The following is a 15,312-nucleotide window of genomic DNA, read 5'->3' on the forward strand; positions in this document are numbered from 1 at the left end:
AGGCGACCATGACGATGCAACGCCTGTGCCAGCAAACCACTCTCGGGCTGATGTCGTGCGCTTTAGTGATATTCAGCCTGCCGGCCAGCGGCGACGAGGACGCGCCGGTGTACAACTACCCCACGCAGGCGCGCGTCGAATATGTGAACGAATGCATCGCCAGGCACGAGGACAGCCTGGCGAACATGTATCAATGTTCCTGCGCCATCGATCGCATCGCCAACGTTCTGAACTACGACGAGTTCGTCAATGCGATCACCTTCGCGCGCTACTCCGGCTTGCCCGGCGAAGGGGGCGGCATCTTCCGGGATTCGGATCAGGCCCGCGCCACGGCCAAACGTTTCCGCGAGCTGGAAACCCAGGCCCAGCGCGAATGCGGGCTGCTCAAATCCAAATCCTGAACGGATCAGGGCGGCGCCGGTCCGAGCACGATGCCCCAAGGCGATTTGCCGACGGGAATTCGTTTTACTTCCGTGAGCGCTCTCGTATCCACGACGCTCACGTCGTTCGATGGCCCATTTGCGGTATACAAATGATGTCCGTCGGCGGCGAGCGCCATCCCCCAGGGCCGCTTACCGACCGGAATCTCCTTGATCAGCTTCGGCGCCGCTTTCATATCCACGACCGCCACCGTTCCGCCGCGCCCGGTACTCAAATACAAGCGGTTGCGTGGTGAATCCAGGATGACGGCCATTGGCCGTGCGTCTTCGCGCAGCTGTAACAGGCGTTGCACTGGAGCGTCACCCGTGACAGACATCCGGTACAGCGATGCATCCATCTCGCCAGAAACATAGGCGGTGCTGCCATCGGGCGTGAATGCCATGTCGCGCGGCCGCTTGCCGACTGGAACTGTTTTCGTTCCCTTGAGTGTCGTCGTATCGATGACAGAAACCGAGTTGTCCGACTCGTTGGTGACCAGCACCCGGCGTCCATTCGGTGTCAGCGCCACACCCTCGGGCTCCAGTCCCACCTCGATGCGCTCGATGACCTTGCCGGCGTCCGCATCGACGACCGAGAGCGTCCCGGTGTCCTCGTTGGCGACGTACAGACGTTTGCCATCGTTGCTCATAGCGAACTGTTCGGGATCGGACCCGGCCGCCAGCACTTTGATGACCTTGCGCGCCGAGGTGTCGACGACGGCAATGCCGTCGGCCTGCAGATCGCGCTCGAGCCTGGCGCACTCCTCGTCGGGCACGGTGGGCGGACATTTCGGCAAGCCGCTCACCGCGACGAACAATCGCGAACCGTCGCGAGATAATTTCAAGCCGCGCGGCCGCTTACCCACATCGATCGTTGCGATAGTGGTCGCGCTTTGCGTATCCAGTACCGATACCGATGCACCGTCTTCGTTGGAAACATAGGCGCGGGCGCTGGCAGCCTGAGTGGAGGCTGCGGCAACTTCGAATATGTATCCGCAGACACCGCACGCGATCATCACCAGCAGTGGCCGCCAAGCGACAGGTGGCATGCGATGTCCTCGTTGAGTCATTAACACCGGTTTAGCATGCCGTATGCCAGCGGGTTCCATCTTGGTTAAACTTCGTCTCGCTGGCTGCGACGACACTGCATTGGATGCGGTGAGATAAATCAATCCGCGGGCTGAGTGTGTCAGGGGCGATACAGACCGTGACACTGTCACGGGACAGTTGACACACTGCCGCATCAGGATGAACCAAGGAGAATTCATGGACGCAACTGCAGTGCATGCGGGGAACGTGCTCGACTTCGTGCGCGAGCCTCAGGCGGGACAGAGGGCGCTGGCGGTCGGGCCACCTCTTACCTTGCATCCGGCCATCGCCGGTTCGTGGCGCCGCTGCGCCATCGACTACTCCATCGATCCGGGACGCCGCACCTATGCGCCGAGCGTCATCGACTCGGCCGTCCTCGCCGAGCGCCTGGTTCAACATGCCGATTTGTTACAGATCGCTTCTGCCGAAATCGACTGGCTGTACGAGCACATCGCCGGCTCCGGCTATGCGCTGGTGCTCACCGACGCGAGCGGCATCGTGCTCTATGAGAAGACCGACTCCACGCTCGTCGATGTGTTCCGTTCCGCAGGCCTGATGGTGGGCGCGGATTGGAGCGAGCGCGAAGAAGGCACCAACGGCATCGGCACCTGCATCGCCGAGAATCGCCCGGTGATCGTGTATCGCGAAGAACACTTTCGCGCGTGTCACATCGGTCTGTCGTGCTCGGGCGCGCCGATTCGCGATCCCTCCGGCCGACTGCTCGCCGTTCTCGATGCATCCACATTGAACGCACGCGACACGCGCGCGAGCCTGGCGCACACCATGGCGCTGGTGAGCCTGTCGGCGCAGCTGATCGAGAAATGTCTGTTCCTGCAACAGTTCCAGACCGAGAACGTGTTCCGCTTCCACGCGCGTCCGGAGTTCGTGAATCTTCAGCACAGCGGCGTGATCGCGGTCTCGCATGCCGGCAAAGTGGTCGCGGTCGATGAAACGGCGCTGTGGCTGCTGCGCGCGAGGAGTCGCGACACGCTGGTGGGTCGCGGCATCGATGAAATCTTCGAGGTGAATGCGTCGGAGCTGATCGAACCGGCCTTCCGCACCCAGCTGTCGTTACGCCCGGTGCGCGACCTGCTGTTCGGCCGCCACTTCTTTCTCAGTCTGGATCAGGATGCGGGCACGACGACTCGCTCGCTGGCCGGCCCAGCGCCGTCGCGGGAGATTCTGCAGCTGTCGTCCACCATCACCCGCAAGCCCGTGCTCTCGCTCGAAGATCTGGCCGGTGACGATCCGCAGATGGCACGCAATATAAGGAGTGCCCGGCGCATCGCGAACTCACGCGTGCCGGTCATGATTCAAGGGCCGACCGGCGCCGGCAAAGAGATGTTTGCACGCGCTTTGCATGCTGCGAGTGATCGAGCCGCGCGCGCCTTCGTGGCCCTGAACTGCGCCGCCATTCCCGAGACGCTCATCGAGAGCGAATTGTTCGGGTACGCGGCCGGCGCATTCACCGGGGCCCGCAAGGGAGGCATGAAGGGCAAGATCCTGCAGTCCTCCGGAGGCACGCTGTTCCTCGACGAGATCGGCGACATGCAGCTGAGCTTGCAGACCCGCCTGTTGCGCGTTCTGGAGGAACAAGAGGTCATGCCGTTGGGAACGGAGACGCCGATCAAAGTCGACCTGCGCGTGATGTGCGCTTCGCATCAGAACCTGCGGGCCATGATCGCGCGCGGCGCCTTTCGCGAGGATCTCTACTATCGGCTCAACGGCATCACCATCGAGCTCCCACCCCTCGCGCAGCGTACCGATAAGGAACGATTGATCCGCGAGTTCTTCGCCACCGAAAGCGGTGATGGCCGGCCGGTCGCGATCGAGCTGGATGCGTTCCAGCGGCTGCTCGATTACAGCTGGCCCGGCAACGTGCGCGAGCTGCGTAACGTGATCCGGACCATTCTCGCGATCTGTGACAGCGACGTGATCCGCATGGTCGACCTGCCCAGCGAGGTACGGCTGTGTCAGAGCCGCTGCGACGACGCGAGCGAGGTTGCACCGTCCATCGAACGCGAGGAACTCGTTCAATGCATCCGTGACTGCGACGGCAACATGTCGCGGGCGGCCGAAAAGCTCGGTGTGAGCAGAAACACGCTGTACCGCCGCTGCAAGCGTCTGGATGTTCCATTACAGCACTCGCGCGGAATCATCTAAACCAACAATACCAGGGACGGCAAGGAGTCCGGGGATGCGTATCGCCACGATCAGCACGGCCGCGCTGTCTGCGCTCACGCTATTGAGCACGGCGCGTGCGGACGAGATCATCGATACAGTAACGGTCATCGGCGTCACCCCGCTGATCGGCTCGCAAATTGACCGCAGCCGGATCGCAGCGCCCGTTCAAACCGCGACCTCTCGCCAGATCGAGCGCTCGCACGCGCTGGATGTCACCGCCTATCTGAACCGGCAGATCGGCAGTGTCTACGTCAACGATATCCAGAACAACGCGCTGCAGCCGGATATCAACTATCGCGGTTACACCGCCTCGCCGTTGCTCGGCACGCCGCAGGGACTCTCTGTTTATCTCGACGGCATGCGACTCAACCAGCCGTTCGGCGATGTGGTGAGCTGGGACCTGCTGCCCAAGGAGGCGCTGTCGTCGATGACCCTGATTCCCGGATCCAATCCGGTGTTCGGCTCCAACACGCTGGGCGGCGCGCTGTCGCTGCAGACCAAGGACGGCTTCAGCTATCCGGGCTATGGCGTCGAGGTCAATTACGGCTCGTATGATCGCCGCCGGATCGCGGCGACCGCCGCATCTCACGGCGACAGCGGCCTGCATTGGTTCGTCACCGGCAACGACCTCCGCGACGACGGCTGGCGCGACGATTCGCCGACCAAAGCACGCCAATTCTTCGGCAAGCTCGGCTGGCGCAACGAAACCACCGATGTTTCGCTGAGCGGCTCGTATGCGGATACCGACCTGACCGGCAATGGCCTGCAGGACCAGCAGTTGCTGAATCAGGACTACGAGAGCGTCTACACCAAACCCGACCAGACCAAGAACGAGTCGTACCTGTTCAATCTGGTGCTGACTCACAAAGTCAGCGACACGATCGCGCTGTCCGCCAACGCGCACTACCGACACATCGAAACCCGCACCTTCAACGGCGACATCAACGACGACTCGCTGGGCGAATCGTTGTATCAACCGAACGCCGACGAGCGGGAGGCGCTCGAGGAAGCGGGCTACACCGGCTTCCCGACCAGCGGCGAGACCCAGGCAAACACGCCCTTCCCGTTCTGGCGCTGTATCGCCAACGCGCTCACCAACGAGGAGCCGAACGAGACGTGCAATGGCCTCGCCAACCGGACTCGCACCCGGCAGCATGACGCCGGCGTGTCGCTGCAAGCGGCCTTCACGGCCTCCCTCGGATCTCACAGCAATCAGTTCATCCTCGGCATGTCCGGGTTGAAGAGCAACGCGACGTTCGAACAATCTTCGCAGTTCGGCTATCTGCTGCCTGACCGGAGCATTCAACCCGTGGACGGCCCCGGCGCCTTTGCCGATGGCACCCAGGATTCCGAGAATACCTTCGACTCCCGCGTCGATCTCGATGGCGACACGACCGCCTACGGCGTGTACTTCACCGATACATTCGAGCTGTCGCGCCTGATGCAACTCACGCTGTCGGGCCGCTACGACCGCACCACCGTCGACAATGTCGATGGCATCACCGACGCCGGCGAGCCCGGCTCGCTCACCGCCAGACATCACTTCAGCCGCTTCAATCCGGCGCTCGGAGTGACGTTCAATCCCAGTGAAGTGCTGTCGGGTTACATCGGCTATAGCGAAGGCAGTCGCGCCCCCTCCTCGATCGAGCTGGGCTGCGCCGATCCTGAGAATCCCTGCCGCTTGCCCAACGCGATGGCGGGCGACCCGCCGCTCGATCAAGTCGTCACCCGTACCGTCGAAGCCGGCGCGCGCGGTCTGCTGGCCAAGCGGCTCGCCTGGAACATCGGTGTGTTCCGCGCCGACAACCGCGACGACATTCTCTTCGTCGCCGACGACACCTCCGGCTTTGGCTACTTCAAGAACTTCGGCAAAACCCGCCGCCAGGGCGTCGAGCTCGGCGTCAACAGCCAGCTCGGGCCGGTGTATGTGGGCGCCAACTACACTTATCTGGATGCGACCTATCGCAGCCCCGAGGAACTGCTCGGTGAGGGCAACAGCAGTAACGAAGAAGGTCCCGGCTTCGAAGGCACCATCGAGGTCGAACCCGGCGATCGCATTCCCCTGGTCCCACGACACATCTTCAAAGCATTCGCCGCCTGGGATGTGACGGAGCAGATCTCACTCAGTCTCGATGCCATCAACATCGGCAGCTCCTATGCGCGTGGCAACGAGAACAACCGGCACCAGGCCGAGGCGCCCTATTATCTCGGGTCCGGAGAGATTGGTGGCTATACGGTTTTCAACCTGGGCGTGGAATATCGCCCCCTGCAGGCGCTGACGCTGTTTGCACAGATCAACAATGCGTTGGACCGGGAGTACTACACGGGCGCGCAACTCGGCTCGACCGGATTCAACGCGAACGGAGAATTTGTAGCTCGACCCTTCGCAGGCCCGGTCGTCGATGGCGAACGACCGCTATTGGGCTCGACGTTCCTTGCGCCCGGCGCGCCGCGCATGTTCTGGCTGGGCGCGCGATTCGCGTTCGCTGGCGCTGCGAAACGCTGAACGACAGCGACCCTGCACTTGTTACTTACCATCTTCCATATTGTGTTTCTTTGTTGCTGGCGCTATACGAACCCGGTCACAAACAATCTCGCGGCAGGGAGGCCATGGCGTTGAGTAACAAATCTCATGCTGCAGCTGGCCAGAGGCGGCGGCGCCCTTTGCTTGGTGTTGCTGTGTTCTTGCACTAGCAAGGCGCCCCCCGCGCCGCCACCGCCCGAAGTGCGGGTGGTCACCGCGAAAGCGCAATCCATCGAAAACATCACCGAAGTTCCTGGCCGCGTGCAGGCCGTTCGCACCGCGCAGGTGCGCGCCCGCGTGGACGGCATCGTCGAGCGCCGGCTTTATGAGGAAGGCACCGACGTCAAAGCGAATCAGACGTTGTTCGTAATCGACCCTCGTGAGTATCGATCCAACGTGAGCGCCGTCGGCGCCACGCTGACGCGCGCTCAGGCCACCGCGGCTAATGCTCGACAGGATGTCGAGCGTTACAAAGGCCTGGTCAAGGAACAAGCGATCAGTCAGCAGGAATTCGACGCGGCGATGGCACGCTTGCGCACCGCTGAAGCGGACGTGGCGCAAACGCAAGCACAACTCGAAAGCGCGAAGCTCAACCTGAGCTACACGACCGTGAGCGCGCCGATCGCCGGTCGCGCCGGACGCGCTCAGGTCACCGAAGGCGCTCTGGTCAGCGCCTCCTCGGCGACCCTGCTCACCACCATCGAACAGCTCGAACCGATCTATGTGAATTTCTCGCAGTCGAGCGCTTATCTGCTGGCCATAAGACGTGAAATCTCAGCCGGCACGCTCAAGGTGCCCGAGTTGGGCAAAGTCGCGGTCACGCTGAAGCTCGAGGACGGCAGCACTTATCCGCATGCCGGTCATCTGAACTTTCTGGATCTGTCCATCGATCAGGCGACCGGCACCGCGGCGGTCCGCGCAGAGTTTCCGAATCCGGAGCAGATATTGCTGCCAGGGCAGTTCGTGCGCGCACGCATCGAGGCCGGCATCCGGCCGCATGGATTTGCGATTCCTCAGCGTGCCATTCAACTGAGCTCGTCGGGAGCCGCGGTATTGACCATCGCCGAGGGCGACACGATCGCGCCCCGGCCCGTGAAGCTCGGCGATCAGCGCGGCGATCAATGGATCGTGCTGGACGGGCTCCACGATGGAGATCGTGTGGTCGTGGATGGCATTCAGAAAGTTCAGCCCGGCGCGCACGTTCGCGTGATCGACGCGGACGAGCCCGCTGCAAGCGCCGCCAAACCCGCGGAGCGCTGAGGCGTGTCGCCGCGCTTCTTCATCGATCGCCCGATTTTCTCCTGGGTGATCGCGCTCGGCATTCTGCTCGCCGGCACGCTGGCCTTGCGGTCACTGCCGATCGAGCAGTATCCCGCCATCGCCCCACCCTCCTTGACCATCGCGGTCACCTATCCCGGCGCGGATGCCGCGACGCTCGAAACCAACGTCACGCAGGTCATCGAGCAGGAATTGAACGGCGTCGAAGGCTTTTTATATATGGCCTCGACCAGCCGCTCGAACGGCACCGCGTCGATCACCGTGACCTTCGACTCGGGCACGGACATCGATGTCGCGCAAATGGACGTGCAGAACAAACTGCGTGCCATCGAGCAGCGGCTGCCCGAAGAGGTGCGCCGTCAAGGCATCCTGGTGAACGAGGCGTCGTCGAGCTTTTTGATGATCGTGGCGCTGCAGTCGAAAACGGGGGCGACGCCTTCGCTCGAGCTCGGCAACTTCGCGGCCACCCGCGTGATCGACGAGCTGCGCCGCGTGCCCGGCGTCGGCGACATTCGTTCGTTCTCTTCCGAGTACGCGATGCGCGTGTGGCTCGATCCGGACCGCCTCACGACCTACAGCCTGTCGGCCGCCGAAGTGCTGGCGGCGGTCCAGGAACAGAACACGCAGTCCCCCGGTGGCCAGCTCGGCGACCGGCCGCTCGCCAACCGGACCGAGCTGAACGCCCCCATCCTCACCCAGAACCGGTTCACGACGCCCGAGCAATTTGCATCGATCATCCTGCGCGCCAACCCCGACGGCTCGACCGTGCGAGTGGGCGATGTGGGTCGAGTCGAGCTGGGAGCGCAAAGCTATCTTTCCGACATGGAGCTGAACGGCAAGCCGGCCGCAGGCATGGGCATCCAGCTTTCGACCGGCGCCAATGCGCTCGCGACCGCGACCGGCGTCAAGGAGCGCCTGACACAACTCCAGCACTCCTTTCCGGAGGACATCACCTGGGCCGTGCCATACGACACCACCCCCTTCATCAGCATCTCGATCGATGAGGTGGTGAAGACGCTCGTCGAAGCCATGGTGCTGGTGTTCCTGGTGATGTTTCTGTTTCTACAGAACTGGCGCGCCACCCTGATTCCCACCATCGTCGTGCCGATCGCGCTGGCCGGCGCCTGTCTGGGATTGTGGGTGCTCGGCTTCTCCATCAACGTGCTGACCTTGTTCGGCATGGTGCTCGCCATCGGCATTCTGGTCGACGATGCCATCGTGGTGATCGAGAACGTCGAGCGCATCATGACGGAGGAAGGTCTGCCGCCGCATGAGGCGACCGTGAAGGCGATGACGCAGATCACCTCCGCAATCATCGGCATCACGCTGGTGCTGGTCGCGGTGTTCGTGCCGATGGCGTTTTTTCCGGGCTCGACGGGCGGTATCTACCGGCAATTCTCACTGACGCTCACCTTGTCGATTGCGTTCTCCGCGTTGCTCGCGCTCACGCTGACCCCTGCACTGTGTGCGACCCTGCTCAAGTCCGAGCCCCTGCATTGCCGTGCGGATGCCGAGCGATCCACCAGCCGGCTGGGCCGCTGGTCCGCGCGCTTCTTCGGCGGCTTCAACGACTGGTTCGGTCGGGTGACGCATCGCTATCAGGCGCTGGTCGGCGGCATCCTCGCCAGATCGCTGCGCTTCCTCGCCATCTTCGTATTGCTGGTGGGCATCGCGCTGCTGCTGTTCTCACGCCTGCCCGGCAGCTTTCTGCCGGCCGAAGATCAGGGCGCGATCATCACCGTCGTGCAAGCACCGCCGGGCGCCACGATCGATCGCACCGACGAGGCCATCGACCAGGTCCGAGGTTTCTATCGCGCCCAACCACAAACCCGAAGCATCATCTTCATCCGAGGCTTCAGTTTCTTCGGCCAGGGTCAGTCGAACGCCATGGCCTTTGTTTCGCTCACCCCCTGGGATGAGCGTCCCGGCGAACAGAACAACGCGCTAACCCTCGTCGGCAAGGCCAACGCCCTGCTCTCGCAAGTGAAACAGGCGCTGATATTTACGCTCAACCCGCCATCGATTCCGTCGCTCGGCGTCGCCGCGGGCTTCACGTTCAAGCTGCAGGATCGCGCCGGTCTCGGACAGCAGGCGCTGGTCAACGCGCGCAATCAAATCCTGATGGCCGCGAGTCGAAGCCCGGTGCTCACGGCGGTTCGACCGGAGGGTCAGGCGGACTCGCCGCAGCTGCGCGTGCTCATCGATCGGGTCAAGGCCCGAGCCTTGGGACTGTCGATCGCCGACGTGAACGCGACACTCGCCATCGCCTTTGGCAGTGCGTACGCCAACGACTTCAGTCGCGAGGGGCGCATCCTGCGCGTGCTGTTACAAGCCGACGCTCCGTATCGAATGACACCCGCGGACGTGCTCGCGCTCAGAGTAAGGAACACGCAAGGAGAGATGGTGCCATTCGGGGCGTTCACGACCACCGAGTGGACTGCCGGTCCGCCACAAACGGATCGCTACAACGGCTATCCGGCGATGACCCTCTCAGGCTCGCCCGCCCCCGGTCGCTCCAGCGGCGAGGCGATGAACGAAATGGCACGACTCGCGGGGCAGCTGCCGGAAGGGTTCGATTTCGAATGGACCGGCATTTCTTTCGAGGAGCAACAGGCCGGCGGCCAGGTGGGCGCCTTGCTGGGCCTGTCGCTGATCGTCGTGTTCCTGTTGCTCGCCGCCTTGTATGAAAGCTGGACGGTGCCGCTCGCGGTGTTGCTGGTCGTGCCGCTCGGCGTGCTGGGCGCGGTGCTGTTTACGATGCTCCGGGGGTTGCCCGCGGATGTCTATTTCAACGTCGGGTTGATCGCGATCATCGGCCTCGCCGCCAAGAACGCCATTCTGATCGTGGAGTTCGCGCTGGAAGAAGAAGCGGCAGGTAAATCCACCTTCGATGCCACCATGAACGCGGTGAAACTGCGCCTGCGCCCCATCATCATGACCTCGCTCGCGTTCATCCTGGGCATGGTGCCTCTGGTACTGTCGGCCGGCGCGGGCGCGGCCAGTCGTATCGCGGTGGGCACGGGCGTCATGGGCGGCATGATCGCCGCAACCGTGCTGGGCATCTTCTTCATCCCGGTGCTTTACCTGTCCGTGCGACGCTGGTTGACGCGCGGAAAGTTGAAGACAGCCCATGAGTAGGCTCTCCAACGCACTGCGCGCCCTCAGCATCGGAATGTTTCTTTCCGCGTGCTCGTTCGCACCTCGCGACGAGCGCCCTGCGCTACCGACTGCGCAGCGATATGCGGAAGGCTACGTCGACGGTCCCGCAGCCGGCACACGAGCCGTCGAATTCGGATGGCGAGATTTCTTTGCCGACCCACGGCTGGAAGTCTTGATCGCGACGGCGCTGAAAAACAATCGCGACCTGACGATCGCGGTCGCGCAGATCGAAGAAGCGCGCGGCCTGTATCGCGTCCAACGATCCGATCTGCTACCGAAGATCAACGTCAACGCAGAAGTCACGCGCAACGGCGTCGGTCCGGAGAGCGCCGGGCTCACGGGGGCGACACCGCTGGGCACCAGCGAGACGTTCACCCAGTACTTCGTGGGCGCGGGTGTCGCCGCCTTCGAGCTGGATTTCTGGGGTCGCGTTCGCAATCTATCTCGGGCCGCGCGCGCCGAGTATCTCGCGACCGTCGAGGCGGCCCGGGCGTTTCAACTTTCGCTGATTCGGGACGTCGCCTCCGCATATTTCGCAGCGCTCGAAGCCCGCGAGCGCCTGGAATTGGCGGAAGCCACCGTCGACAGTCGTCGCGAAGGCCTGCGTATCGCAAAGAAGCGCCTGGATGCCGGTGTCACGTCCGCTCTGGATTTCCGCCAGGCTGAAACGCTGCTGACGCAGGCAGAAACCGAGCTTGCATCATTACGCTTCACCAAGGCACAGAACGAGAACCTGCTCGCGACCCTCGTCGGCAGCGCCATCGCCGAACCGCTGCCCGAGCCATTGCCGCTCGCGGACCAGGACCGAATGGAAACATTGGCCGCGGGGATGCCATCGGATTTGTTGGTAAACCGACCCGACATTCTGGCCGCTGAGCATCGGCTGCGTGGCGCTCGCGCGAACATCGGCGCGGCGCGCGCGGCATTCTTTCCTTCGATCACCCTGACCGGCAGCTACGGCTTCGCGTCGACGGAGCTGGACTCGCTGGTCGGCAACGATCGACGCACCTGGTCCTACGGGCCGTCGATCTCGCTGCCGATCTTCGACTTTGGCGCCCGCCGCGCCAACCTGACCGTCGCCGAGGCGCGCCAGAACATCGCGATCGCCGACTACGAGCGCACCATTCAAACCAGCTTTCAGGAAGTCTCGGACGCGCTCGCCGGTCGCAAGTTTCTTGCCGAGCAAGTGAGTGCCCAGGAGCGGGGAACGAAGGCACAACGACAACTCGCGGAGCTCGCGCATCGCCGTTATAACGAAGGCGTCGTCAGCTACCTCGAGGTGCTGGATGCGGAGCGCAATCTGTTCTCAGCGGAGCAGGCACTGCTGCAGGTCCGTCGCGCCGAGGTGTCCAATCTCGTGTCTCTGTATATCGCGCTGGGTGGCGGACAGATCGAGACGCGCTAGGCGAGACGACTGGAATTCTCGCGACGCCTGAAGATCAACGGCGCCTCGGGCACCTGCGGCTGCTGCGCCCGGTCGAGCGCCGCCAGGACCACCTGATGATGCGGACTCTTGGAGCACACCGGATCCGCCACCGCCGGGTCATGGGCCAGCAAATACGCCTGACACCGACACCCGCCCAGATCCTTCTCCCGCTCCTCACAACTCGCGCACGGCTCTTTCATCCAGCCAAAGCCGCGAAACTTGTTGAACGCCTCGGACTGAAACCAGATCTCCCGCATGCCCTTCGTGCGAACATTCGGAAAGCTCAACCCCGGCAGCATCCTCGCCGTGTGACACGGCAGCGCCGTCCCGTCCGGCGCGATGGTCGCAAGCGTCGTGCCCCAGCCATTCACACATCGCTTCGGGCGCTGCTCGTAGTAATCCGGCACCACGAACAGAATCCGCATCTTGCCTTTCATCCGCTCGCGCCACTCGAGCATCGTCCGCTCGGCTCTCTGCAACTGCTCTCGCGACGGCAGCAGGTGCTCCCGATTCAGATGGGCCCACGAGTAATACTGCGTGTTCGCCAGCTCCAGATAGTCCGCGCCCATTTGCACCGCCATGTCGATGATGGTGTCGAGATGATCGATGTTGAGCCGATGGATCACGCAGTTGACCACCATCGGATAGCCGTGCGACTTGATCCACTCCGCGCAGCGCTTCTTCAGCTCGAACGTTCTGGTGTGCGACAGGAAATCATTCATCTCCCGGGTCGAGTCCTGAAACGACAGCTGGATGTGATCCAGCCCCACCCGTTTCAACTCACTCAAGCGCTCGCGCGACAAACCGACGCCCGATGTAATCAGATTCGTGTAGTACCCCAACCGATGCGCCTCGGCCGCGATCTGCTCGACGTCATCCCGCACCAACGGCTCGCCACCCGACAATCCCAATTGCACCGACCCGAGCGCCCGCGCCTCGCGCAGCACTCGCAGCCATTCCCCGGTCGTCAACTCATCCTCGACCTTGGCGAAGTCGATCGGGTTGTAACAGAACACACATTGCAACGGACATCGATACGTCAGCTCGAGCAGCAGCCACAAGGGCGGCCCGACAGACGGCGATGTTGTCACTGCCGCTTTCATGACACCGCCGCACTGAGCCAGCCTTGCGCTCTGGCCAGCTGCAGGAATTGTTCGATGTCGCCTTGCAGCCCCTTGCGATTGAACGCCGACTCCAGGTCCGCCACGATCTCATCGACACTGCGCTCGCCATCGCACCGACGCAGAATCTCCGCGGCACTGGTGTTCAACTTCACCATGCCCTCCGGATACAGCAGCACATATGCCTTCTGCACTTCCTCCCACTGCAGCCGGAAGCCAGGGCGCATGCTCGGCCGGTCGGCCTGGGTCATGACTGAACTCCGTAATGCTGTGCCATGGCGTCGTTCATCGCCCACAGGATGTCGAGCTTGAACTTCAGCACCTGCAACGCCCGCTGCTGTTGCTCGCGAGTCTTGAAACAGGCGAGCGTCACGGCCAGCCCGTGATTCACGTCGCGTTGGGCGAGCGAAACGCGGCTGCGAAAGTACTGCAGTCCGTCCTGCTCGATCCACGGATAGTGCTCCGGCCACGACGACAACCGTTGGCGATGAATGGCGGGCGCAAACAACTCCGTCAGCGATGAGCACACCGCTTCCTGCCACGGCGCCTGTCGGGCGAAATTCACATAGGCGTCGACCGCGAAACGCACGCCGGGAATCAACCACTGCAATTCCTCCACCTCGGCGCGTTCCAAACCGACCGCTTCGGCCAATCGCAGCCAGGCCTCGATGCCGCCGGGATCGTCGCCATGGCCGTCGTGATCCAGGATGCGTTCGACCCAGCGCCGTCGCACCTCCCGATCCGGGCAGTTCGCCAGAATCGCCGCGTCCTTGCGCGGGATGCTGATCTGATAATAGAAGCGATTCGCCACCCAGCCCTGGATCTGTTGGCGGCTCGCCTTGCCGGTATTCAGCATCACGTTGAACGGATGATGGATGTGATACGCCTGCCCCTGCTCCCGCAAGTGCAGCTCGAACTCCGCCTCATTCCAGGGAACGTCGCCGCTCACAGCACGATCTCCATACCGTCGTACGCAACCTCGATGCGGCGTTCGCTCAACAGCGCGCGCTCGGGCGAGTCCTCGACCAGGATCGGGTTGGTATTGTTGATGTGAATCAGCACGCGCCGCGTGGTCGCCGGCAGCCGGTCGAGCCAGGTGATCATGCCGCCGGTCTGCGATAGATGCCCCATGTCGGCCGCGCGCTTGTGAGATACGCCGAGCCGCACGAGCTCGTCATCGGTCCAGAACGTGCCATCGACCAGCACGCACTGAGCACTGCTCATCAACTCGAACAACCACGAATCGATGTTGGCGACGCCGGGCGCGTAGCACAGCCGCGCCTCGGTTCTCACATCCTCGACGATCAGTCCGATGACATCGCCCAGCGCCGGGGCACGCGTGGAATACGGCGGCGGCCGGCCGGGCAACGCGATCGCCTGCCAGCGCAGATCGTCGCTGCCTTCGACCGTGAACCACTCGCCCGTCACGATGCGCTGCCGGTCGATGCCACAGTACCGCTGCAGGACCTGCAGAATGGGGTTCGAGATCGTGAGATCGGCGAAGGCATTGTCCGTACACCACAGCGGCCACGGCCGCGTCGCCTCGCGTAGCATCAACAGGCCGGTGGTGTGATCGATCTGCGAGTCGGTCAGGACGATATTGCGGATACCGGTGTCGCGATAAGCCCGGCCCGGCTGCAGTTGAGGATTGGCCTGCAGTTGCGCCAGGATGTCGGGCGACGCGTTGACCAGCGTCCAGGCGGTTTCATCCGCGCCGCGGATCGCGATGGACGACTGGGTGCGCGGGCGGGCGTCAAGCTCCTCCCGTCGCACGCCGCCGCAGTTGGGGCAGTTGCAATTCCACTGAGGAAAGCCACCGCCAGCGGCAGCGCCTAGAATTCGTATGTGCATGGGCAAGGCGAGGCTCCGGGACACTCCCGGCAGCCCCGCCCTCTTTCAACGATCAACGGTGCTCGGCATACATGGTGATTTCCATGCCCAGACGCAGATCGATGGCCACAGGGGTTTCCCAAGTCATGGTGGACTCCTTGTAGGGACCAACCGCGGTCCCGACACCACCATGACGCCATCCCACCGCCCCGGCTACTCGACAATCATGATTCGCGACTCATGATTTTCATGAGCGCGGCCTGCCTCATACTTCGCGCCCCG

Annotated in this window: 12 protein-coding genes; 6 read left to right on the top strand and 6 right to left on the bottom strand. The window is 63.1% G+C overall.

Going from position 1 to position 15,312, the window contains the following annotated elements; translation table 11 throughout:
- Positions 1-8: 8 nt before the first annotated feature.
- Positions 9-401 (top strand): hypothetical protein, encoded by a 393-nt coding sequence (locus EKO19_RS17800; protein WP_217705424.1) that lies wholly within the window; start codon positions 9-11, stop codon positions 399-401.
- A 5-nt stretch (positions 402-406) separates the two neighbouring features.
- On the opposite strand, the gene EKO19_RS17805 is transcribed toward EKO19_RS17800, so the two are convergent.
- On the bottom strand, positions 407-1,468 hold the full coding sequence (locus EKO19_RS17805; RefSeq protein WP_175597097.1) for a beta-propeller fold lactonase family protein: 1,062 nt from the start codon (positions 1,466-1,468) through the stop codon (positions 407-409).
- Between the two features lie 217 nt (positions 1,469-1,685).
- Between EKO19_RS17805 and EKO19_RS17810 the strand changes: the two genes are divergently transcribed.
- The 5 genes from EKO19_RS17810 (at position 1,686) to EKO19_RS17830 (ending at position 12,058) form a co-directional block, all read left to right on the top strand.
- On the top strand, positions 1,686-3,671 hold the full coding sequence (locus EKO19_RS17810; protein WP_129777805.1) for a sigma-54-dependent Fis family transcriptional regulator: 1,986 nt from the start codon (positions 1,686-1,688) through the stop codon (positions 3,669-3,671).
- A 34-nt stretch (positions 3,672-3,705) separates the two neighbouring features.
- Positions 3,706-6,198 carry a TonB-dependent receptor gene (locus EKO19_RS17815; RefSeq protein ID WP_129777806.1) on the top strand — a complete coding sequence of 831 codons (2,493 nt, stop codon included), beginning with the start codon at positions 3,706-3,708 and terminating at the stop codon, positions 6,196-6,198.
- A 225-nt stretch (positions 6,199-6,423) separates the two neighbouring features.
- Positions 6,424-7,476, top strand: a complete 1,053-nt coding sequence (locus tag EKO19_RS17820) for an efflux RND transporter periplasmic adaptor subunit (RefSeq protein ID WP_217705425.1) — start codon at positions 6,424-6,426, stop codon at positions 7,474-7,476.
- Between the two features lie 3 nt (positions 7,477-7,479).
- A complete protein-coding gene (locus tag EKO19_RS17825; protein ID WP_129777808.1) occupies positions 7,480-10,632 on the top strand; it encodes a multidrug efflux RND transporter permease subunit in 3,153 nt (1,050 codons plus the stop codon).
- Positions 10,625-12,058 (top strand): efflux transporter outer membrane subunit, encoded by a 1,434-nt coding sequence (locus tag EKO19_RS17830; RefSeq protein WP_217705426.1) that lies wholly within the window; start codon positions 10,625-10,627, stop codon positions 12,056-12,058. Before EKO19_RS17825 ends, EKO19_RS17830 begins: the two co-directional genes overlap by 8 nt.
- On the opposite strand, the gene pqqE is transcribed toward EKO19_RS17830, so the two are convergent.
- The 5 genes from pqqE to pqqA are packed head-to-tail and all read right to left on the bottom strand — an operon-like array spanning position 12,055 to position 15,178.
- Positions 12,055-13,182: a pyrroloquinoline quinone biosynthesis protein PqqE gene (gene pqqE / locus EKO19_RS17835; protein ID WP_129777809.1), complete on the bottom strand. Its 1,128-nt coding sequence runs from the start codon at positions 13,180-13,182 to the stop codon at positions 12,055-12,057. The genes EKO19_RS17830 and pqqE overlap by 4 nt on opposite strands.
- On the bottom strand, positions 13,179-13,451 hold the full coding sequence (pqqD, locus tag EKO19_RS17840; protein WP_129777810.1) for a pyrroloquinoline quinone biosynthesis peptide chaperone PqqD: 273 nt from the start codon (positions 13,449-13,451) through the stop codon (positions 13,179-13,181). The genes pqqE and pqqD overlap by 4 nt, the downstream gene beginning before the upstream one ends.
- Positions 13,448-14,149 (bottom strand): pyrroloquinoline-quinone synthase PqqC, encoded by a 702-nt coding sequence (gene pqqC, locus EKO19_RS17845; protein ID WP_129777811.1) that lies wholly within the window; start codon positions 14,147-14,149, stop codon positions 13,448-13,450. Before pqqC ends, pqqD begins: the two co-directional genes overlap by 4 nt.
- On the bottom strand, positions 14,146-15,051 hold the full coding sequence (gene pqqB / locus EKO19_RS17850; protein WP_129777812.1) for a pyrroloquinoline quinone biosynthesis protein PqqB: 906 nt from the start codon (positions 15,049-15,051) through the stop codon (positions 14,146-14,148). Before pqqB ends, pqqC begins: the two co-directional genes overlap by 4 nt.
- Positions 15,052-15,103: 52 nt before the next feature.
- The gene (gene pqqA, locus EKO19_RS39895; RefSeq protein ID WP_129778511.1) at positions 15,104-15,178 is read right to left on the bottom strand and encodes a pyrroloquinoline quinone precursor peptide PqqA; all 75 of its coding nucleotides are present in this window, start codon (positions 15,176-15,178) and stop codon (positions 15,104-15,106) included.
- Positions 15,179-15,312: the final 134 nt, after the last annotated feature.

Source organism: Peristeroidobacter soli (assembly GCF_004138485.1).
GTDB lineage: Bacteria > Pseudomonadota > Gammaproteobacteria > Steroidobacterales > Steroidobacteraceae > Steroidobacter > Steroidobacter soli.

Bases quoted from the DNA above. Each gene is read 5' to 3' on its own strand.
- EKO19_RS17800 (WP_217705424.1), top strand. From the start codon at position 9: ATGACGATGCAACGCCTGTGCCAGCAAACCACTCTCGGGCTGATGTCG.
- EKO19_RS17805 (WP_175597097.1), bottom strand. From the start codon at position 1,468: ATGCCACCTGTCGCTTGGCGGCCACTGCTGGTGATGATCGCGTGCGGT.
- EKO19_RS17810 (WP_129777805.1), top strand. From the start codon at position 1,686: ATGGACGCAACTGCAGTGCATGCGGGGAACGTGCTCGACTTCGTGCGC.
- EKO19_RS17815 (WP_129777806.1), top strand. From the start codon at position 3,706: ATGCGTATCGCCACGATCAGCACGGCCGCGCTGTCTGCGCTCACGCTA.
- EKO19_RS17830 (WP_217705426.1), top strand. From the start codon at position 10,625: ATGAGTAGGCTCTCCAACGCACTGCGCGCCCTCAGCATCGGAATGTTT.
- pqqE (WP_129777809.1), bottom strand. From the start codon at position 13,182: ATGAAAGCGGCAGTGACAACATCGCCGTCTGTCGGGCCGCCCTTGTGG.
- pqqD (WP_129777810.1), bottom strand. From the start codon at position 13,451: ATGACCCAGGCCGACCGGCCGAGCATGCGCCCTGGCTTCCGGCTGCAG.
- pqqB (WP_129777812.1), bottom strand. From the start codon at position 15,051: ATGCACATACGAATTCTAGGCGCTGCCGCTGGCGGTGGCTTTCCTCAG.